The 19,693-nt window shown below is 46.8% G+C and carries 21 protein-coding genes; 16 read left to right on the top strand and 5 right to left on the bottom strand.

Features of this window, described 5'->3' with window-relative positions; translation table 11 throughout:
- Positions 1-325 precede the first annotated feature (325 nt).
- The 5 genes from WH43_RS01905 to WH43_RS20200 all read left to right on the top strand — a co-directional run bounded on the left by WH43_RS01905 (position 326) and on the right by WH43_RS20200 (position 5,044).
- Complete coding sequence (locus WH43_RS01905; protein WP_053422974.1) at positions 326-1,573, top strand: HlyD family secretion protein; 1,248 nt, start codon at positions 326-328, stop codon at positions 1,571-1,573.
- A gap of 27 nt (positions 1,574-1,600) precedes the next feature.
- The gene (locus tag WH43_RS01900) at positions 1,601-1,861 is read left to right on the top strand and encodes a hypothetical protein (protein ID WP_053422973.1); all 261 of its coding nucleotides are present in this window, start codon (positions 1,601-1,603) and stop codon (positions 1,859-1,861) included.
- A gap of 161 nt (positions 1,862-2,022) precedes the next feature.
- Positions 2,023-2,478, top strand: a complete 456-nt coding sequence (locus WH43_RS01895; protein ID WP_286049395.1) for a rhomboid family intramembrane serine protease — start codon at positions 2,023-2,025, stop codon at positions 2,476-2,478.
- Positions 2,475-4,571 (top strand): peptidase domain-containing ABC transporter, encoded by a 2,097-nt coding sequence (locus tag WH43_RS01890; protein ID WP_082335636.1) that lies wholly within the window; start codon positions 2,475-2,477, stop codon positions 4,569-4,571. Before WH43_RS01895 ends, WH43_RS01890 begins: the two co-directional genes overlap by 4 nt.
- A 329-nt stretch (positions 4,572-4,900) precedes the next feature.
- A complete protein-coding gene (locus tag WH43_RS20200) occupies positions 4,901-5,044 on the top strand; it encodes a hypothetical protein (RefSeq protein ID WP_286049394.1) in 144 nt (47 codons plus the stop codon).
- 25 nt (positions 5,045-5,069) lie between these two features.
- Here the strand turns inward: WH43_RS20200 and WH43_RS01880 are convergent, their stop codons facing one another.
- Positions 5,070-5,441: a hypothetical protein gene (locus tag WH43_RS01880; protein ID WP_053422970.1), complete on the bottom strand. Its 372-nt coding sequence runs from the start codon at positions 5,439-5,441 to the stop codon at positions 5,070-5,072.
- A 367-nt stretch (positions 5,442-5,808) separates the two neighbouring features.
- On the opposite strand from WH43_RS01880, the gene ccoG reads away from it, so the two are divergent.
- From ccoG to WH43_RS01860, 5 genes are all read left to right on the top strand, one after another.
- Positions 5,809-6,813 (top strand): cytochrome c oxidase accessory protein CcoG, encoded by a 1,005-nt coding sequence (ccoG, locus tag WH43_RS01875; RefSeq protein WP_286049393.1) that lies wholly within the window; start codon positions 5,809-5,811, stop codon positions 6,811-6,813.
- Between the two features lie 26 nt (positions 6,814-6,839).
- The gene (locus tag WH43_RS20195) at positions 6,840-7,226 is read left to right on the top strand and encodes a FixG Ig-like domain-containing protein (RefSeq protein WP_286049392.1); all 387 of its coding nucleotides are present in this window, start codon (positions 6,840-6,842) and stop codon (positions 7,224-7,226) included.
- Between the two features lie 80 nt (positions 7,227-7,306).
- Positions 7,307-8,287 (top strand): serine/threonine protein kinase, encoded by a 981-nt coding sequence (locus tag WH43_RS01870; RefSeq protein WP_053422969.1) that lies wholly within the window; start codon positions 7,307-7,309, stop codon positions 8,285-8,287.
- Positions 8,288-8,334: 47 nt separating this feature from the next.
- Positions 8,335-8,970, top strand: coding sequence for a thiol:disulfide interchange protein DsbA/DsbL (locus tag WH43_RS01865; RefSeq protein WP_053422968.1), 636 nt, complete (start codon positions 8,335-8,337; stop codon positions 8,968-8,970).
- 15 nt (positions 8,971-8,985) lie between these two features.
- A complete protein-coding gene (locus tag WH43_RS01860; protein WP_082335635.1) occupies positions 8,986-9,633 on the top strand; it encodes a thiol:disulfide interchange protein DsbA/DsbL in 648 nt (215 codons plus the stop codon).
- A 64-nt stretch (positions 9,634-9,697) separates the two neighbouring features.
- Here the strand turns inward: WH43_RS01860 and WH43_RS01855 are convergent, their stop codons facing one another.
- Positions 9,698-11,182, bottom strand: a complete 1,485-nt coding sequence (locus WH43_RS01855; protein ID WP_053422967.1) for a pectate lyase family protein — start codon at positions 11,180-11,182, stop codon at positions 9,698-9,700.
- 212 nt (positions 11,183-11,394) lie between these two features.
- Between WH43_RS01855 and WH43_RS01850 the strand changes: the two genes are divergently transcribed.
- Positions 11,395-11,829, top strand: a complete 435-nt coding sequence (locus WH43_RS01850) for a hypothetical protein (protein ID WP_053422966.1) — start codon at positions 11,395-11,397, stop codon at positions 11,827-11,829.
- Between the two features lie 31 nt (positions 11,830-11,860).
- On the opposite strand, the gene WH43_RS01845 is transcribed toward WH43_RS01850, so the two are convergent.
- On the bottom strand, positions 11,861-12,250 hold the full coding sequence (locus tag WH43_RS01845; RefSeq protein WP_152342760.1) for a hypothetical protein: 390 nt from the start codon (positions 12,248-12,250) through the stop codon (positions 11,861-11,863).
- Positions 12,184-12,525, bottom strand: coding sequence for a hypothetical protein (locus tag WH43_RS01840; RefSeq protein ID WP_053422964.1), 342 nt, complete (start codon positions 12,523-12,525; stop codon positions 12,184-12,186). Before WH43_RS01840 ends, WH43_RS01845 begins: the two co-directional genes overlap by 67 nt.
- 136 nt (positions 12,526-12,661) lie before the next feature.
- Here WH43_RS01840 and WH43_RS01835 point away from each other — a divergent pair, with 136 nt between their 5' ends.
- On the top strand, positions 12,662-13,351 hold the full coding sequence (locus WH43_RS01835) for an SDR family NAD(P)-dependent oxidoreductase (protein WP_053422963.1): 690 nt from the start codon (positions 12,662-12,664) through the stop codon (positions 13,349-13,351).
- A 6-nt stretch (positions 13,352-13,357) separates the two neighbouring features.
- Here WH43_RS01835 and WH43_RS01830 read toward each other — a convergent pair whose 3' ends face one another.
- Positions 13,358-14,101, bottom strand: a complete 744-nt coding sequence (locus WH43_RS01830) for an SDR family oxidoreductase (protein WP_053422962.1) — start codon at positions 14,099-14,101, stop codon at positions 13,358-13,360.
- Positions 14,102-14,219: 118 nt separating this feature from the next.
- On the opposite strand from WH43_RS01830, the gene WH43_RS01825 reads away from it, so the two are divergent.
- The 4 genes from WH43_RS01825 (at position 14,220) to WH43_RS01810 (ending at position 19,685) form a co-directional block, all read left to right on the top strand.
- Positions 14,220-15,131, top strand: a complete 912-nt coding sequence (locus WH43_RS01825) for a LysR family transcriptional regulator (protein WP_053422961.1) — start codon at positions 14,220-14,222, stop codon at positions 15,129-15,131.
- Between the two features lie 166 nt (positions 15,132-15,297).
- Positions 15,298-16,815, top strand: a complete 1,518-nt coding sequence (locus WH43_RS01820) for a leucyl aminopeptidase (RefSeq protein WP_053422960.1) — start codon at positions 15,298-15,300, stop codon at positions 16,813-16,815.
- Positions 16,816-16,993: 178 nt separating this feature from the next.
- Positions 16,994-19,072 (top strand): protein-disulfide reductase DsbD family protein, encoded by a 2,079-nt coding sequence (locus WH43_RS01815; protein ID WP_053422959.1) that lies wholly within the window; start codon positions 16,994-16,996, stop codon positions 19,070-19,072.
- 16 nt (positions 19,073-19,088) lie between these two features.
- Positions 19,089-19,685, top strand: coding sequence for a thioredoxin family protein (locus WH43_RS01810; protein WP_053422958.1), 597 nt, complete (start codon positions 19,089-19,091; stop codon positions 19,683-19,685).
- Positions 19,686-19,693 lie beyond the last annotated feature (8 nt).

Here is a 19,693-nt window from a genome sequence, read left to right as displayed (position 1 = left end):
CCTGCCAATTTATTTTTGAATGTAAAAACAAGGGCCTGCAGGCCCTTTTTACGTTTGTGGTCTTATAAAATCAGCTGCTTAGATTAAAATTTGCCTGAAAATTAAGCTGGTGAATTTTTCTACAAAAAAGTTATATAGATCATGATCTTATATTAGTGTTTCATAATTTAGTCCGTAATTAAAAACCCTTTAAATTCACTTATTTAGGTAATAAGTTAGCTTTTTAGGTAAAAAAGTGTTTGAAGTGTTTTTTTGTTAATGTAAGTTCTGGTTAAGCAACTTATTTACCTATATTGGTTTGTCTTTTTGTTGCAGTGGAGTGGTTGTGTCACAGGGATTGTTTCGTCAGCAAGCTATTAAGCATCAGTCTGCCCGCCTCGATGGCGAGGTGGTGATTGCTCAGCCCGTATCGTCCAGTTTGTTAACAGGTGCTTTAGTGCTGGTGGTGACTGCGCTGGTGGTTTTTTTAGTCTGGGCTTCATTCGACCGCAAAGAAACTGTCTCTGGTTATTTAAAACCTAACCGTGGTTTAGCCAAAATTACTGCTCCCCGTTCTGGCGTGGTGAGCGAAATTTATATCGAAGATGGCCAGCAGGTGACCGCAGGTCAAAAGCTGTTAAAAATCTCCGTACAAGACCAACTGGCTCAGGGCCAAAGCCTGACGTTGAGTTTAACTGCAGCTTTGGATAAACAAGCAGTGTTGCTGGAGCAACGGCTGCAGCAAAGCAACCTGCAGTATCAACAACAACAAGCTGAACTGAATTCCCGTTTAGTGTCCAGCCAACAACTGATCAGCGAAATCACCAAACAACAGCAAATGCTGCAACAACGGCTGCAGTTAAATCAAAAACGTTATGCCGATTATCAGGGGTTAAGCCAGCAAGGAGCTGTCACTCAGGACGAGCTGGATAACCAAAAAGAGTTGCTGCTTAACCTGCAGCAATTGCTGGCCGAACAAAAAGCCAGTGAGCAGGCGCAGCTAAATCAGGTGCAACAAATACAAGGCCAGTTAGCGCGATTGCCTATGGAGCAGCAGCAACAGCAAGCCATTCTGGCCACTGAGTTATCGCAGTTGCAGCAGCAAAAAACTGAATTACAGGGCCGTGGTGAGCTGGTGTTAACAGCTCCGGTAGCGGGGCGTGTGACTAATTTAGTGGCAGAATTGGGCAATAGCATAGCGGCCGCTTTACCACTGCTGACCATCATGCCGGAACAGGCTGAATTACTGGCAGTGTTATTAGTACCAACCCGTGCTTATGGTTTTGTCCAGCCTGGGCAACAGGCTCGGTTACGTTTTGATGCCTTTCCGTACCAGCGTTTTGGTAGTTACCAGGGGCAAGTCATAAAAACGGCGCAGGCTATCGTACTTCCAAATGAAGTCGATATGCCTGTCGCCGTGCAGGAACCAGTGTACCGTGTTGAGGTGCAACTGGAGTCGCAACAAATCCGCGCTTTTAACAACAATGTTCCGCTGCAATCGGGCATGTTGTTAAGCGCAGATATAGTGCTGGAACAACGCAGCCTGATGGCCTGGTTGTTTGAGCCGATCTTAAGCCTGAAAGGCAGGCTGTAATCTTTAATCATCTCAAGGAGAGATAGTATGCAAGAGTTAACTTTTGAGCAAGTGGAAGATGTGAGTGGTGGTATAGATCTTGATTGGGGCTCGATCTGGGTTGAAGTAGGTCAAGGCGCTTTAGGTGGATCTGGCGGATTCGTAGGGCTAGCTGTAGCCGTAGGATCTAAAGCCGGCCCTGGCGGGGCAATATTATTTGGTACAATAGGTGCTGCATACGGAGGTTATTCAGAAGTGATGAGACAATTAGAGGATCATCAAAAGCCGAAAGAGAAAAATGCTGCTTAAGTCTTATATTTCAATAGGTGTACGGTGATTTCACCGTGCACCTCGGTGAAGAGAAAATGAAAATATTTGTTTTAATCATAATAATCTATTGTTTATCAGTATCCATCTGGAAGTTTTTCTATGGCAGTACACTATGGATTGAAACCTACGGTGTATCGAAGATGATGCTTTATGAGCATCAATGGTATAGATTGCTACTGGGGCCTTTTGCACATGCCTCTTTGTTACATCTTTGGTTGAATCTATACGCGTTATATTATTTGTTTTGGAATCTGAAATATTCTTCTGATGGCAGAAGAATGTATCTTGTATCTACTTTTGTCCTGTCAGTTCCTGTGGCTGCAATATCATTCAGTTTTTTTTCTGTGTCTGGCTATTCGGTTGGTATATCTGGAGGCGTTATCTCTGTTTTGAGCTTTTTGCTTGTTGTTGATAAATCACGCGAAATATTTCATGGCTTAATTTTGATTTTCGTCGCCGGAGCTGTGATGCCAAACCTTATTGATAATATTAGTCATGTTACAGGCTTTGTTTTTGGTTCTGTTTTAGGTCTTTATTATGTTTATGGTGTGCATAAAAAATTTGGTACAAAAGCTAGAGCTGGGACTTTAGATTGAAGCTAATCTATCAATCCGAAGCCGCTGAATGTGGTTTAGCCTGTGTGGCTATGGTGGCCAATTTCCATGGACACCAGCTTGATCTGACGACGTTGCGTAACCGTTATAGCGTATCGCTAAAAGGCGCTAATTTGCAGCAGTTAATGCAACTTGCGGGTCAACTGGGTATGGCGCCTCGTGCCTTAAAACTTGATTTAGCCGATTTAAAAAACCTGCGCCTGCCCTGCATTTTACATTGGGATATGAACCATTTTGTGGTGCTGAAAAAAGTTAGCAACAAAGGCATTACCATTCTTGACCCTGCTATGGGTGAGCGTGTTGTGGCATTAGCTGATGTGGATAAATCTTTTACTGGCGTGGCACTGGAGCTTAGCCCTGGTACTGAATTTCAGAAAATTGATGAACGAGTCAAACTGGGCCTTACCGCCTTTTGGAGCAAGGTGCAGGGCCTGGTGCCGTCCCTTGTTAAGTTGTTTATTTTGTCTTTGTTGTTACAGCTTTTTGTACTGGCTGCACCTTATTACACTCAATTGGTGGTGGATGAAGTTTTAGTCAGCCACGACACGCCGCTGTTGGTAGTGCTGGCTTTAGGTTTTGGTTTATTGATGCTGGTACAAACCCTGACCCAAACCTTAAGAGGTTGGGTTGTGTTGCACTTAGGCTCTGTGATGAGCCTGCAAATGGCCACCAACTTATTCCGCCATTTATTGCATTTACCGCTGGGCTTTTTTGAAAAACGCCATATGGGCGATATTGTCTCGCGTTTTGGGTCATTGAATTCAGTGCGCGAGCTATTAACCACCAGTTTAGTGGAAGGCGTAATAGATGGCATGATGGCTATTACTGTATTAGTGATGATGTATTTGTACAGCCCACAGTTGAGTATGGTGGTGCTGGCCGCAGTTGCGATTTACGCCCTTATTCGCGCCATGTTGTACCGGCCTTTGCGGCAACTTACTGAAGCCAGCATAGTGGCCAGTGCCAAAGAGCAAAGTAACTTTATGGAAACAGTGCGCGGCATGCAAAGCATTAAGTTGTTTGGTCAGCAAAGCCAGCGCTTAAATATCTGGCAAAACCGTTATGCCGATGCGATAAATCAGGGGTATAAATTAGGCAAATGGCAAATCTCTTACAGCACTATTAACCAGTTATTGTTTGGTATTGAAAACACGCTCGTAGTGTATTTGGCGGCATGGGCTGTTTTGGATGGCAATATCAGCGTAGGTATGTTGTTCGCTTTTATGGCTTACAAAAACCAGTTCACCAGCCGTATGGCTGCGCTGATTGATAAAGTGATTGCAATTAAAATGACCCGCCTGCATTTGGACAGGTTAGCGGATATAGCGCTGACTGAAAAAGAGCAGGAAGGCGAAACTGCGCAGCAACGTGATATCAGTGGTGCTTTTAGTTTAAAAGACGTGGCCTTTCGTTATGCCAGTAACGACCCTTTATTATTTACCGGCTTAAATCTTGAGGTTAAAGCTGGCGAAAGTGTGGCTATTATTGGCCCTTCCGGCACAGGCAAAACCACGTTGTTAAAACTGATGTTGGGTTTATTGCCATTAGAAGCAGGCAAAGTAGAAGCCGATGGTGTGGATATCAAGCATTTGGGCTTGCGGCATTATCGCCAGCAAATAGCAGCTGTGATGCAGGAAGACGCTTTGATGTCGGGCACACTGGCAGAAAATATCAGCTTTTTCGATAGCCAAATGGATATGCAAAAATTGATGGCCTGCGCACAATTGGCTGGCATCCATCAGGATATAGCAGCTATGCAAATGGGCTACAACGCTTTAATTGGTGATATGGGCAGCAGCTTATCTGGTGGCCAGAAACAACGGGTGTTATTAGCCAGGGCCTTATACCGCCAGCCCAAAATACTGTTTATGGACGAAGCAACCAGTCATTTGGATATTCAGCTGGAACATTATGTCAACGAGGCTATTAGTAAGCTGCCGATGACCCGCATTATTATTGCCCACAGGCCACAAACCATTTTAAATGCCGACCGCATAATTCAGTTGCATCAGGGCGAGTTAACCGATGTCACCGAAGCCTATAAACAGCAAATGATTCCTACAAAGACGGCTTGATGGTGATACAACTGCCGTGACGCGCCGGGCACCTAAGAATGGATCGGGATTGTGGATTTAAGCGTTTTATTTAGTTAAGAATAATTGTATGTCACAGCAAGCTACTGAAACCTTGGATAAATTACACAGGGTACAAGACTTTTGCATAACCATTGCTGCTTTGTGCCTGATGTTACATTTGGATACATGGGTGACGGAGTTGAGGCAAACTCAGGTATCCGCTTTGCTGGGTTTTGTGCTGAATTGTGCTCCCAATCTGATAGATGCGGCTTTGGGTCCTTTTGTCTTTTTTGCGTTTTTTTACCCGTGCCGAATTATATGAAACCAGTTTGAGTTTTGGGCTGGGGCTGATGTTGTATGAGTGTGGTCAGCTGTTTATTTCCTGGGCGGTGTTTGACTGGTGGGATCTGGTTGCAACACTAGCGGGTATCTTATTGTCTTTGGCTTTAATTCGCGTGTTGTCTCGTGCTTAGCAATTTCACACTCAGGTTCTGAATCTTATTCATTTTTAAACTCTTCCAGCTTCGGGTACTGCTTCAACACATCACAGGCTCTTTGCATGGCATCACCAAATAAAGCCGGATGAAAATCACCGTTTTGGCAGTAGTCGCGGCGAAATTGCAGCAGGCTGTTGATGTCCAGCGCTGCTTTCGCTAAAGCCTCTTGTTGGCCTGTACCGTAATCCTGACCTATCGCATAAAAAGCGTTCTGAATTTTGCGGGTGATTACTGAATCCGACTGAACTCCAGGCAATGAAATATGTTCAGCCAGCCAGTCCAGCACGGGTTCTGAGTAAGGCAGAATTCGTGGGTGGTCATAAAAAGTCAGGGTGCTGACAATCAGCAAACATAACAGCAAAAAATTGCGCATCACCTGTTACCTCAGCTGCGACTTGATTGGTTATCACACAGTGTGTCCGGCCTGCCACTGTCAACCAGACAGTCAGAACTGCCTTGGGTGTCAACCAGGTTGACAGAATAAAACTGAGCCTAAGATTAAAATTCAATATGGATCAGAGTGTTATATACTATAGACCTTTGGTTCAATTATTGCAGACAGTTCATTGGGTTAAAACACAAAGCAGCCAGGATAAGCCGCCAGCTGGAGCAAATTACCGATCGCAGACAGGTAAGTTGCTTTAGGTTTCGTCAGAACAAGGCTTGGTTTGTCCTGCATCAACAAGCTGCAATAAACAGCCTGCTACACTGAGTATCAGAGAGCAGCACGAGGTATGGGCGTGGATAATAAGATAGATATCAAAAATATTCCGGTTGAGGTGCACAAACCCGATCCGGACAAAAAAGCCAAATACAACCCAAGAGATCGCATCTATGTGCGTGCGGTGAAGGGTTTGCATCAAACCTTAAGGCGTAATATTGGCTTTATATTTATGGCGGCTTTTATGCTGTTACCCTGGCTGCAATTTAACGGACAGCAAGCCATTTTGCTCGATATAGTCGAGCAGAAGTTTTACATCTTCGGTATGACCTTATGGCCGCAGGATTTCACTATTCTGGCCTGGATTTTTGTGATTGGCGCTTTTGCCTTATTTTTTGTGACAACTTTCTACGGCCGGGTTTGGTGTGGTTATTTATGCCCACAAACCGTCTGGACTTTTATTTTTATGTGGTTTGAAGAGAAACTCCAGGGCACCCGTAATCAGCGTATGAAGCTGGATCAGGAACCCTGGAGCTTCAATAAGCTATGGAGAAAAGGCCTGACTCATTTCAGCTGGCTGGCCTTTTCTGTGCTTACCGCGCTGATTTTTGTTGGTTATTTTACTCCTGTCGATCAGCTGTTTATTCAGTTTTTTACCTTCGAAGCCAGCTTCTGGGCTGCAGTATCGGTCTGGTTTTTTGCCTTCTGTACCTACGGTAACGCCGGTTGGATGCGCGAAATTATGTGTACTCATATTTGCCCTTATGCGCGCTTCCAGTCGGCCATGTTTGATAAAGACACTTTCACTGTGACTTACGATGCCAAGCGCGGTGAGAATCGTGGCCCACGCGCCCGTAAAGATACAGACTACAAAGCCAAAGGTTTAGGCGATTGTATCGACTGTAATTTATGTGTGCATGTTTGTCCTACCGGCATCGACATTCGTAATGGTCTGCAGTACGAGTGCATTAACTGCGGTGCCTGTATCGACGCCTGCGACGATACTATGGATAAAATGGGTTATGCCAAAGGCTCATCAGCTACACCACAGAACATAGTCTTGAAGGCAAAACTACTAAAGTAATACGGGGTAAATTAGTCGGTTACTTTATGGTACTGGTGGCTGTTTGTGCTGCCTTTGCCTGGACCTTAGTAGTGCGTAAGCCTGTGGTGATGGACATAGTGCGTGACCGCGGTGCCTTGTACCGTGAAACCGACGAAGGGTTAATTGAAAACACTTACACCTTAAAGGTGATTAACAAGTCGCAGTTGGAACAAACCTATCGGTTGTCGGTACAAGGTTTGGACGAAGCGCAGTGGCTTGGCGAGAAGGAGTTGACCGTAAAAGGCGGGGAAACTGCTAATTTGCCGATCAGCTTATCGCTGGATCCTGTGGATGCAAAAAGACCTGTACTGGAAATTGAGTTTGTACTGCAGGACAGCGACGAGCCGGACATCCGCTTAACTCAGGGCAGTAAGTTCTTTTCCGCCCGTTAAATCTGTAAAAGCGTTAGACTAGGGAGCTTCGGCTCCCTATTTTTTTAGGGCAATGGGCTGCACTGACCAAACGGAATTCCATGAGCACTTTTGATTTTTCTACCCTAAGTCCGGATTTAATGCTGGATGCCTTGTTTCATTATGGCTTTGATGTCAGCTCTGGTTTATTGCAACTGAACAGCTTTGAAAACAGAGTCTGCCAGTTTAGAGACGATGATCGCAAAAGCTGGGTGGTGAAGTTTTACCGGCCGGAACGCTGGAGCTTAGAACAACTGAACGAAGAGCATCAGTTTGTGCGTGAACTGGCAGAGATTGAAGTGCCGGTGGCTGAAGCTGTAGAGCGGGATGGCCAGCAAGTCTTATCCTTCGGTGGCTTTTATTTATCCGTATTCCCAAGCCGGGGGGGACGCACTTTAGAGCCTGACAACGAAAATCAGATGCTGCAGCTGGGGCGTTTTTTAGGCATGGTGCACCAGGTGGGCGCTGCCCGGCCTTTTCTGCACAGACCCACCATCAATCATCAAACGTTTTTACTGGATAGTCAGCAAAGCTTGTTGCAGTCGGGCCTTATTCCACCCTCGTTAGAAAAAGATTATCAGACCATGATGCAACAATTGTGCGACAAGGTCGGTCCTTTGTATAAGCCTGAAAAAATCAGGCGAGTGCATGGCGATTGTCATATAGGCAATTTGCTGTGGCATGATGACAGACCTTTGTTGCTCGACTTTGACGACAGCCGCAATGGACCTGCAGTGCAGGACTTGTGGTTATTGCTCAATGGTGATCGGCTAGAGCAAACTTACCAATTGTCGATATTACTGGAAGAGTATGAACAGTACTGCGACTTTGATCATAAAGAACTGCGTTTAATAGAACCACTGCGGGCTATGCGGATTTTGTCTTATATGGCCTGGATAGCAAAAAGGTGGAGCGATCCGGCTTTCCCGAAGAACTTTCCATGGTTCAGTACAGACCAATACTGGCAGCAACAATTGCGGGCGCTGGATGAACAGCTGAAATTCTGTGACCAGAGCCCACTTTCTCTGATGCCTCAGTGGTAAGTTTTTGTTAGAGTAGTGACAGTTTTATTCCAAGGAACATTCGAATAATGAAAAAGTTAACAGCGTTGTTAGTAGGTGCATTGTTATTGCCATTGGCAGCTTTTGCTGCTCAGTTTGAAGAAGGTAAACACTACGAAGTCATTTCAGAACAAGTTACAGCTAAGCCTGAAGTGAAGGAATATTTCTCTTTTTATTGCCCTGCCTGTTTTGGTTTTGAGCCCAAAGTACAGGCTTTAGCAAAGCAGTTGCCCGCAGGTGCTGAGCTGAAAAAAGTCCATGTCGACTTTTTACAGCATGCATCTGTGGAAATTCAGGTCACTTTAGCCAAAGCTTATCTGGTGGCAAAAAACCTGGGTAAAGGGGATCAGGTGGCCAGTGCTTTTTTTAATCATATCCATGTTGACCGCAAAACCTTTGCCAATGATGACGACATCAAAGCTGTGGTTGTCGCTCAGGGTATTGACGCAGACACTTACGATAAAGCCATCAAAAGTTTTACTGTTGCTGGTGGTGCCAAGCAAATGAAAAAAGAGCAGGATGCCTTGTCGTCGCGTCGAGTACTAACTGGTGTACCAACTTTCATTATCAATGGTAAATACAAAATCCTGAACCAGGGCCTGAGCCGTGAAAATCAGGATGAAGAATTTAAGCAGTTAGTGAATTTTTTACTGACTCAATCTTAATCAAAAGGCATTTTTATGTTGAAACAATTATTAGCCGCTTTGGCATTTGCCCCTGTACTGGCTTTCGCTTCTGCTGCTTCTCCTGTCAGTTTTCAGGAAGGAGTACATTACGAAGTCGTCGCAGAAAAAGCGACAGCTAAACCTGAAGTGCTGGAGTTTTTTTCCTTTTATTGCCCACATTGCAAAGCTTTTGAGCCTTTTGCTCAAAACCTGAATAAAAGTCTGCCAAAAGGTGTCAGTCTGACTAAACATCATGTCGACTTTTTACAGGTGGCACCACCTCAATTACAGCAGTCTCTGGCTAAGGCTTATGTAGTAGCAAAAAATGCCGGTCAGGGCGATCGTATTGCCGATGTGATTTTTGATTATTTGCATAATCAGCGCGCCAGCTTCAGCAACGAACAGGATATTCGTAACCTCTTGGTGGTCAACGATATTCCTGCCATGTTATTTGATTCAGGTATGGTCAGTCAGGCTGTGAATGATGAAGTTGCAGCTATGAAAAAGAGTCAGGATCACTATTCTGAAGCCAAAGTGCTCAGAGGTGTACCTACTTTATTGGTGAACGGCAAATATCTGGTGAAGTTTTCTGGTTTAAGCCAAGAGAATTTCCAGCAGGATTTAGACGCGCTGGTGGCTTTTTTGTTAGCGAAAAAAGACTAACCACATCTTTGATCTCCATTTAAAAACCACCTGTTATGCAGGTGGTTTTTACTTTTAACGAGGCCTAAAAACTACATTTGTTTACACCTGCATTCGCCAGCACATGAGCTTTCACCTCAGAGGTGGGCAGCAGAGCAAAGCTGTACGGCAGGTTGAGTACAGCGGTAGGCTGCACATTTGGGCCTGTAATCACACCTTCTGCTGGCATAGCTTGCCAGGTGGTATTGCTAAACTCATTGCCTCTGGTATCCCAGTAGCCCAAAGCGCTGGAATAAAAAGAGACGATGGGGTTAGTGGTATTTTCAAACACATTATTTTCAATGCGGATCACAGCGCCCATGCGGCTGTTAATGCCTGTGTCCTGCACATCACTGTAGTAGTTGTTGTAAATATGGCCCTGACCATAGCGGAATAACGGCAGACGCGAATTCACTCGCTGCCAGTGGTTATGATGAAAGGTAATACGACGGTTGTAATTGTCGGAATCACTATTGCCCCATAACGAGGTTTTCCAACTGTCATGCAGGTAGTTGTAGGAAATGGTGACTTTATCCACGTCTTTTTTACCGCTGACTAACTCGTCATAAAAGTCTTTATCCACATCCAGACTGTTGTAGATTTCGTTGTGATCGATCCAGATATTGCTGGCCGGTCCTTCCAGTGTAATAGCGTCTTTATCCCCGGTATTGACGTAACGCAGTTTTAAATTGCGGATAATCACGTTATTGGCGCGAAATACCTTTAGCCCTATGCCATCAAACAAAGCCGTATTACCGACTCCAATAATGCTGACATTATTCATATCTTTAATATCAAACTTACTGACGCCGCCTGAGTTTGCTGGTGTTATGGTGCCGTTGACTCTGATAGTTAGAGGCCGGTTTAAATCCCGGTTCGCCAAAGCGGCCAGAATTTCCGCCCCTGTTGTCGCTGTGACTGTCACTGCATTTGGACCTGCTCCACCAGTGGTACCACCATCCAGCGAGGCATAACCTTGTGGACTGGCGCTGCAGGAGGTCACCTCGCCTGTAGGTGGAGGCTCTGTTGGATCAACAGGGTCCGTAGGGTCAACCGGGTCTGTTGGATCCGGCGCTGTACCACCTCCGGTGGTCAGATAAACTTCAAATTCGGCGATACGGGGTGCGGAGCTGGCACTGATAATTTCCAGATTCAGCTTTTGGCTGCTGATAGTGCTTATATTTACCACCTTATTGCTGCCAATACTGCTGCCACTGGCCAGTTCTGTGCCAGTGTCGTTATTAACCAACCGCCAACTGGTGACGGCCGAACCGGATTCTTTCAGCACCACCTGATTTAGCTGGACAGCTGAACTCCATTTTACCGACACCCGCTGATTTGAGTTCGCAGAAGGTTGCCAGTAGCTTTGCAGATTAGCATCCCGGACAGACGAATAACTGATACCACTGGCTTTACTTGAACCATCGGCGCCGGCACCCGGACCTGTGATGGCCAGATTGTTAGCATGCACAGCAGCACTGACAGCGCAGCTGATTGCGAAAAGTGGGAAGAGTAAATGTTGATGTTGCATCTATGATGTCCTCAAACTGTTGTTATAAGAATTCCGGCCCTGATTCGGGTCCTGACCGGCAATGCAGAGTGTGGACTATCATTTTGGGGACAGCTATTTCACATTTGGAATTACAGCTTGATAGCGGCTGGGATAATATTTTTTGATGTTGTTGCGAACTACTCGCAATTGAAATAGTCTAGATGATATGAATTCGCAATTGGATAGCATCTATGGAACACTGGCAGCAGATCATTGCACGAGGTAATCAGGCTTTTACTGAACGACACCTAAGCGCGGCCGAAAGCTTATATCGCCAGGCTATTTCAGATGTCTGGCCTGTCTGGTATCACTGTGCTTTTGTCTGTTGTCCTCCGGAATTGAGTCGTGAAGAAGCCTCGTTACCGACTTTTTGCCTGTCCATTTCAATTCAGAATCTGGCTGAAACTTATGCACAACAGCAACGCTGGCGGCGCTGTCAGACTACATTAAGGCATGGTTTAAATTGGTTTGAGCAGATGCTACAGCGTTTGGATGGCGATCATCCTGCTAGTGTCGCGGTATTGCAGGAGTCGGCCAAACTCAGAGCCGAATATCAGGCGGCTTGCAAAAGATATAAGCAATGGCAACTATCCCGAGCTGTGCCCAAAGGGTCTTATCTGCATTAACGACTCTGTACTTCTGGTCAGAAAGAGGATTTCAAAGTAAAAACCACTTTCCTTGCTGCAGCTGCAGGCTCTGCAGCTTTTGTTCTTCTTCACCATTGTGGTAATGCAATCTGGTAAATTCGACTTTATCCGGACTGACCCAACGCACATCCAGTGGGTTCCAGGGTTGTATTCTGTTGTCATCACCACTCAATACCAGTTCGGCCTGCAGTTTGTGATTGCGGATCCGATAAATGACCAGCAGATTGGCATTTTCTTTATCGGAATGAGCTTCGGAATACACCAGTAAACGTTGATTGTCCGGCGACAGCAGCGGGAAGCCGTTGATCTGAGTTTGTAGGCCAGTTTGGGTATTCACCAGATAGACACTGCGGCCACGATATTCAAATACCCATACCACAGCCAGGTGCACAGCTTGCAAGTAGGACACCAAATAGGGCTGGGTATCTTCATCTGTTTTTCATGAAAAATAGGGAATGCTAAAGCTGCTGCCTGAGTTTGCAAATGCAAAAAGTTACTGTTGCGTTGCACCCGAAAGGGGACTGTAGCCATCAACTCCTCTTCCAGTTGCTCTGCACAAGAGCGCTCTAGCTCTATTTCAAACTCACAAGCCATTGCAGTCGTCGCAATAGAGGTGCAAAACAACCAAAATAGGGACGAGAACACTGCTTTTTGCAGTAAGCTGATGCTATACATCAGAAGTTTTCCTTTATTAAGTAGGAGCTTCATTGATTAATGTGGCTCAGTTTAGGGAATTTTGCACTTCAGTCATGACTATTTCACGTGAAAAGGCTAAAAACTAAGTCCAGTCGACATTTCCAGGAGCGGATATATGGCAAAGCAACTAAAAACAGTATTAATCACAGGAGCTAACCGCGGCATTGGTTTTGCGATAGCAAAAACATTAGTACAGCAAGGTGGCTTTCGTGTGCTGCTGGCAGCCCGTCAGCAAAAAGATGCAGAAGAGGCAGCAGCTTTGTTAGGTGCGGGTATAGCAGTTCGGCTTGATTTAACTGATCCCTTGCTGGTTGAACAAAAGGCGCTGCAAATAGAACGGCAGTATGGTCCTGTTGATGTGTTGATCAACAACGCAGCCGTGTTGCACTCTTCTGAATTACAGCACACTCAGGCGGAAGATTTACTGCTCAGTTTATCAGTCAATACAGTAGCGCCTTTTATGCTCTGCAAGGTATTGGGTCATTTGATGAAACAACGGGGTTATGGCCGTATTGTAAATGTGTCATCCAGTTGGGGAAATTTCTCTGAAGGTTTGGAAGGCCCTGCCTGCTATGCCATCAGTAAGGCTGCACTGAATGCTGTGACGGTCAGCTGCGCGCGCGAGCTGATGCCAGAGGTGAAGGTCAACGCGGCCTGCCCTGGCTGGGTTCGTACCCGAATGGGCGGTGATGCGGCAGATTTGAGTCCTGAACAAGGTGCAGAAACTCCTGTTTGGCTAGCCACGTTAGATGAGGATGGCCCAACAGGAGCATTTTTCCGCAATAAAACTCAGTTGGAGTGGTAGTGCTGTTTAGAAATCCTGCACTGTAGGACGCAGAACTATCTCGTTGATATCAACGTCTGCAGGTTGAGCTATCGCGTAAGCTACGGCTCTGGCTACTGAATCAGCCGGAATAGCGATTTGGTAGAAGTTGCCAACAAATTCAGCGCTTTGCTGATGGCTACTACCGTGTTTTAGTTCAGAATCTACAGCGCCAGGCAAAATAGTCGTAGTGCGGATAGAACCTCCTACTTCATGGCGCAAGCCTTCACTGATCGCCCTGACTGCAAATTTAGTTCCGCTGTACACAGTGCCGCCTGGACTGAACACTTTAATGCCCGCAACTGAAGAGATATTAATAAAATGACCTGATTTTTGGTGTTCAAATATCGGCAAGGCAGCGGCTATACCATATAAAACCCCTTTGATATTGATGTCGATCATCCGGTCCCATTCATCGGTTTTTAATTCACTGATAGGGGCAATAGACATTAAGCCGGCATTATTGATCATGACATCCACCTGACCAAAACGGCTCACCGCTAACTGCACCAGGGCGCTGACTTCACTGGCTTTCGTTACATCTGTTACCAGATAAGTCGCTTGTCCGCCTTTGGCTTCAATAGTGGCTACTATCTGTTGCAGCTTGTCTTCCCGCCGGGCTCCTAACACTACATTAGCGCCCAGACTGGCCAGATGATAAGCCGTAGCCTCACCCAAACCACTGCTCGCGCCTGTGATCACTACTGTTTTTCCTGAAATATTCTGACTCATGATGTGGTCCTCAGTTGAGCTATACAAAATTGATTTCGACAACAACAGTATGAAGGGATAGACAAATCCAAAAAATGGAAATATTTTGATTTTATAATTCCTAATTACGGAATAGTTGATGCTGAATAAAGTTGAATTATTGCGAATTTTTTGTACTGCGGCAGAGAGCGATAGTTTTAAGGCTGCAGCTGTACGACTTGGTATTTCACCTCAGGCGGTGACCCGGGCTGTGCAACAACTGGAGCAAAGTACCGGGGAAGTCTTGTTTCATCGGAGCACTCGCCATATCCGGTTGACTCGTTTTGCCGAAGGTTTTGCTCTTCAGGCGAAAAATAGCCTGCAGCAATTGGATGCTTTGTTTCAGCAGCATCAGGCGGTTCCCACTCATCTTATTGCCGGCTTGGTGCGGGTAGCTGCTCCAAGAGTAATCCGACCCTTACTGATGCCAGTGTTAAGTGCTCTGGTTCAGCAACATCCTGCTTTACAGCTTGATCTGCGCTTGTCCGATCAAATTGCTGATGTGGTGGATGAGCAAATTGATGTAGGAGTGCGGATTGGGCAAATACGGGATAATGGATTTATTGCCCGGAAAGTCTCGTCTGTAGGCCTGTTCCTGACAGCGAGTCCGTTGTTGTTGGCAAAGCACCCCAGCCCACAGAGTCTGGAGCAACTGGCTGAACTGCCGACCACAGCCTTGATGGATAAAGCCACAGGTCGGGCTTGGCATTGGTATTTTAAAGAGGGTCAACTATGGTCGCCCAAAAAAATCAGTTTTGTGGCGGATGATTCTGAAACGGAAGCTGATGCGACTCTGGCTGGTCTGGGTATCTCCCAGCTGGCATCTTGTATGGCTATCCCGCATTTGCGCTCTGGCGCTTTAGTTCGACTTCTACCTGAACTTGACCCAGACCCCTGGCCTTTGTCTGTTTACAGACCACAACGTGGTCCTGTGCCGGAGCGGGTTAGACTGGTGTTTGACAGGCTGATTTCGGCACTAAGTGACCCAACTATATGCCCTGAATCGCCTTAATCTGAATGTTAGAGTGAGCTTGTGCTATGCACAGACACACTACAGGTACGGGTAGAGGGCTGAACTGATTTGGTCGCTTAAATTCTTCAATTTAACCAATTTTAGCTTGTTGTTCATGCCGGCTTTAGCCACTCTTGGCAGCATTACAATAAAAAGGAAAGCCCCTATGAAAATACTTACGACCAGTATTGCCACTGTGCTGTTGTCTTATTCAGCCGTTGCCGCAGTTCCTTCCATTGAAATGAATCAGAAAGCAGAGCTTGATGCCGACACTCTGGTGTTGCTGGTCAGTCCGGAACAACTGGCGCAGTCTTCCTCAGCAGTGCTGCAGCATCAGGCTGTCAAACACGCGATTAAAACCACAGGCTTTGCAGCGAACAAAGCCGCTCAGCTGGATATTCTGGCGCCAGTTGCGGGTTACAACAGAGTGATGCTGTTAGGCACAGGTGAGCCTGCACAACTGACTGCAGCAAGCAGCAATAATCTGGGGGCAGATATTGCCGCCTGGGTCAAAAAAGATAAAGCCCGTTCTGTGACTATAGATACTGCAGCGCTGCAATCGGCGTCAGGTAATGCCGACTTTGCTGCACAGCTGGCGCATGGTATTGAGTTGCGCTCTTACAGTTTTGATCGCTATTTCAGTAAAAAAACCGCAGACGAACTGAAGAAGCTGGAAATTCTGGTGACAGATGAACAAACTGCAGAGCGTCAGTTCAGTAAGTTACAGGCCGTCACTCAGGGGGTATTTTTAGCCCGCGATTTGGTGAATGAACCTGCTGCAGCATTAACGCCTGAAAGTTTTGCCGCACAAGCAAAGGCTTTGGAAAAGTACGGGGTAAAAGTCCGGGTACTGGATGTACCTGCGATGGAAAAATTGGGTATGGGCGCTCTTTTAGCCGTAGGTAAAGGTAGCAACAGACCGCCGCGTTTAGTGGTGGCGCAGTGGCAGGGCAGCGATCAAAAGCCGCTGGCTATTGTTGGTAAAGGCATTACTTTTGATACCGGCGGTTACAACCTGAAAACAGATTCTGAATCTATAGTCCGTATGACCAGCGATATGGCGGGTGCAGCAGCTGCTTTGGGGACAGTCAAAGCATTAGCCTTACAAAAAGCTCCGGTCAATGTGGTGGCTGTGATGGCGATGGCTGAAAATATGATATCGGACAAAGCCATGCTGCCTGGCGACGTACTCAAATCAGCCGCGGGCTTAACCATTCAGGTGACCAATACCGATGCGGAAGGCCGTTTAGTGCTGGCCGATGCGCTATGGTATGCCAATAAAGAATTCCAGCCGCGCGCTATGGTCGATATTGCAACTTTAACAGGAGCCAAAGTAGGTGCTGTGGGGGCTTACTATGCCGGTTTATTTTCAGAGCAGCAGCAACTGGTGGATCAACTGACCTTAGCAGGCGAAAAAGTGAATGAACCGCTGTGGCGTTTACCTTTGGGTCCACAATTTGCGGATGAACTCAAAAGCGACATTGCCGATCTGAAAAACACCGGCAGCAGCACTGGTGCATCAACCGCAGCCTGGTTTTTAAAACAATTTACCGCTGAAACACCATGGGCTCACCTGGATATAGCAGGCAATGCGTTAAGCAGAGCAGACAAAGAGGTGAACACCAAGGGTGCTACTGGTTATGGTGTGCGCTTGCTGACCGAATGGGCTTTGCAACAACCCTGAAGCTATTCCCGATAAAGAGTTTTTTGGACTATCAGACGGGCGGGTGCAACACCCGCCCCTATGCCCGGTAGGCTGCAGCTGAGGCAGAAGCCCTGCCAGCTGCGTTTGATGACTGATCCCCGCTTTGTTATTGCCGTACACTAAAAATATCCTGACATACAGCTACAGAAATGATCTGATGACTTTGTTTTGGCGACTATTTTTCTCAATTTTATTCGTGCTCTTTTTCACTGGCTCCGCTCAGGCCCACAGCAGTGGCTGGGTTAAAGCCAGTCATTTAAAAGCAGAGTTGGTCAGTGATCATCAGGATCTTCGTCCAGGTCAACGCTTTAAACTTGCGCTGCATTTTATTCCGGATGAGCACTGGCATACCTACTGGCAGAACCCCGGAGATTCAGGTTTAGCCACCAGTATTGACTGGACTTTGCCGGACGGTGTTGAGGCAGGTGCCATTCAGTGGCCTGCTCCTATGGCGATTTCGGTGCCGCCATTGGTGAACTACGGTTTTGAAGGCCCAACTATTTTAGTCTCAGAGCTCAGCATTCCCGTCGATTTCAACGGCTCGCAACTGCAGATCAAAGCCAAAGTCGACTGGCTGGTATGCAAAGAGATTTGTATTCCGGCTGACGCCAGTTTTGAGCTGAATTTACCCGTGACCCAAACTGCGGTGTTGGCGACTGACTACCAGACACTTTTTGAAAAAGCCAGTCAGCATCAGCCCAAAGCTGTGCCACTGCGCGGGCGTTATGATGTACAAAATCAGCAGTTTTCTGCGGCCGTGCCTATGCCTGAGGATTTAAAAGTTTCTGCTTTTTTTGTCGCGGCCGCAGAACTGGTCGATCACGCCGCGCCACAACAAATTGACTGGGTTGACGGTGAATTGTTGTTACGTCAGCAGCAGAATACGTATTTTAATCAGGCTCCCGAGCAGTTTGACTTGGTGTTAAATACCGCGGCTGGACCTGTATTGCTGCAACTGCAGCATGAAAGTGCGCCGCAACAATCTGCCATCAGTCTGGCCAGTTTTAGTTTGACCGACTGGTTGGTTATGGTCGCGCTGGCTGCCGTCGGCGGTTTGATCCTGAATCTGATGCCCTGTGTGTTTCCTGTGTTGTCATTAAAAGCCTTGAGTCTGGTCAACGGCCAGCAGTCTGCACAACACACCAAAGCGGAAGCTTTGTGGTACAGCGCAGGTGTAGTGCTGAGTTTTGTGCTGTTAGCGGCAATGCTGTTATTGCTCCGATCCGCAGGCGAGGCTGTGGGCTGGGGATTTCAGTTGCAAAACCCACTGGTTGTAGGGTTGCTGGCTTACTTGCTGTTTGTATTGGCGTTAAGTTTGTCTGGAGTGGTTCAACTGGGGCTGGGTCTGATGAACTCAGGTCAGCAACTGACAGAAAAGCCCGGCGCTAGAGGATCGTTTTTTACCGGAGTATTGGCCGTAGTTGTCGCCAGTCCTTGCACCGCGCCTTTTATGGGCACGGCTTTAGGCTATGCTGCCACACAGCCTGCTTTAGCGGCTTTGGCTATTTTTGCGGCTTTGGGTGTAGGTATGGCTTTACCTTTTCTGCTGTTAGCCTGGTCGCCGGGTTTTGCGGCGCTGTTACCTAAACCCGGACTCTGGATGGAAAAGCTAAAACAATGGCTGGCTTATCCGTTGTATTTAAGCGCGGTTTGGCTGCTTTGGGTGTATGGTCGTCAGCAGGGCATAGACGCTCTGGCTTTGGCTCTGGTTGGGCTGGTGTTCGTAGCGGCGGCCTGTTGGTTGTGGGGCCTGCTTCAACTGCAACAGGCAGGCAAGGCCAGTGCAGTGATGGCTGTGCTGCTATTTGCCGGTGCAGTGGCTTTATTGTGGTATCCGCAGCCTGCAACGCAGCAATCAGCAAAAACCGATCACGCCGAAGTCTGGTCAGAACAACGCTTAAAACAACTACTGCAGGATGGAAAGCCGGTGTTGGTCAATATGACAGCCGACTGGTGCATTACCTGTTTAGTGAATGAACGGGTTGCCCTGGATACCGATAGCAGTAAAGCCGCTATGGCGTTGTATAACCTGACGTATTTAAAGGGGGACTGGACCAATAAAGACCCAGCTATCAGTGCCTATTTACGCCAGTTTCAGCGCGACGGTGTGCCTTTGTACGTGTTGTATTGGCCGGGGCAGCCGCCAGAAGTGTTGCCACAAATTTTAACGCCGGATTCGTTACGTCAGGCGTTAGAGCAATTGAGCAGTAAACAACCCTTAATTACTAATCAATAGTCACAGGAGTTAACCCATGAAACTCAAATTTGCTTTAAGTTTATCCGCCTTATTTTTTGCTGGCTCTTTGTTTGCCGCCCCGCAAGTAGGCCAGGCAGCGCCCGCTTTTACCCTGACTGACAGTAAAGGTCAAAGTCACTCACTGGCTGATTTCGCTGGCAAAACAGTAGTGCTGGAGTGGACCAATCATGAATGTCCTTTTGTGGTGAAACACTACAGCGGCAATATGCAGAGTTTACAAAAACAATTTGGTACAGAGGATGTGGTCTGGTTGACTGTGATTTCCTCAGCTCCAGGCAAGCAAGGTCATGTCACTGGCGTCAAAGCTGATGAATTGACTTCAAGCCGCAATGCAATGCCGGATGCTGTGCTGTTTGATGAAACAGGTGTTACGGGCAAAGCTTATGACGCCAAAACTACCCCTCATATGTATGTAATTGATAAAAAAGGGGTATTGCAATATATGGGAGGTATCGACAGCATTCCGTCTGCCAAAGTGGATGACATCGCCAAGGCTACGCCTTATTTTGCTGACGCTGTAACTGCTGTATTGGCAGGTAACCCGGCCAATCCTGCGGTGACTAAACCCTATGGTTGCAGCATTAAGTACTAGCCGCCTTT

It is taken from the genome of Rheinheimera sp. KL1 (genome assembly GCF_001275035.1).
In the GTDB taxonomy this organism is placed as follows: Bacteria; Pseudomonadota; Gammaproteobacteria; order Enterobacterales; family Alteromonadaceae; genus Pararheinheimera; species Pararheinheimera tangshanensis.
This window is presented reverse-complemented; position numbering and strand designations above follow the sequence as displayed.

Bases quoted from the DNA above. Each gene is read 5' to 3' on its own strand.
- WH43_RS01825 (WP_053422961.1), top strand. From the start codon at position 14,220: ATGCTGAATAAAGTTGAATTATTGCGAATTTTTTGTACTGCGGCAGAG.
- WH43_RS01850 (WP_053422966.1), top strand. From the start codon at position 11,395: ATGGAACACTGGCAGCAGATCATTGCACGAGGTAATCAGGCTTTTACT.
- WH43_RS01855 (WP_053422967.1), bottom strand. From the start codon at position 11,182: ATGCAACATCAACATTTACTCTTCCCACTTTTCGCAATCAGCTGCGCT.
- WH43_RS01830 (WP_053422962.1), bottom strand. From the start codon at position 14,101: ATGAGTCAGAATATTTCAGGAAAAACAGTAGTGATCACAGGCGCGAGC.
- WH43_RS01900 (WP_053422973.1), top strand. From the start codon at position 1,601: ATGCAAGAGTTAACTTTTGAGCAAGTGGAAGATGTGAGTGGTGGTATA.
- WH43_RS01865 (WP_053422968.1), top strand. From the start codon at position 8,335: ATGAAAAAGTTAACAGCGTTGTTAGTAGGTGCATTGTTATTGCCATTG.
- WH43_RS01815 (WP_053422959.1), top strand. From the start codon at position 16,994: ATGACTTTGTTTTGGCGACTATTTTTCTCAATTTTATTCGTGCTCTTT.
- WH43_RS01895 (WP_286049395.1), top strand. From the start codon at position 2,023: ATGATGCTTTATGAGCATCAATGGTATAGATTGCTACTGGGGCCTTTT.
- WH43_RS01835 (WP_053422963.1), top strand. From the start codon at position 12,662: ATGGCAAAGCAACTAAAAACAGTATTAATCACAGGAGCTAACCGCGGC.
- WH43_RS01880 (WP_053422970.1), bottom strand. From the start codon at position 5,441: ATGCGCAATTTTTTGCTGTTATGTTTGCTGATTGTCAGCACCCTGACT.
- WH43_RS01820 (WP_053422960.1), top strand. From the start codon at position 15,298: ATGAAAATACTTACGACCAGTATTGCCACTGTGCTGTTGTCTTATTCA.
- WH43_RS20195 (WP_286049392.1), top strand. From the start codon at position 6,840: ATGGTACTGGTGGCTGTTTGTGCTGCCTTTGCCTGGACCTTAGTAGTG.
- WH43_RS01810 (WP_053422958.1), top strand. From the start codon at position 19,089: ATGAAACTCAAATTTGCTTTAAGTTTATCCGCCTTATTTTTTGCTGGC.
- WH43_RS01870 (WP_053422969.1), top strand. From the start codon at position 7,307: ATGAGCACTTTTGATTTTTCTACCCTAAGTCCGGATTTAATGCTGGAT.
- WH43_RS01840 (WP_053422964.1), bottom strand. From the start codon at position 12,525: ATGTATAGCATCAGCTTACTGCAAAAAGCAGTGTTCTCGTCCCTATTT.
- WH43_RS01860 (WP_082335635.1), top strand. From the start codon at position 8,986: ATGTTGAAACAATTATTAGCCGCTTTGGCATTTGCCCCTGTACTGGCT.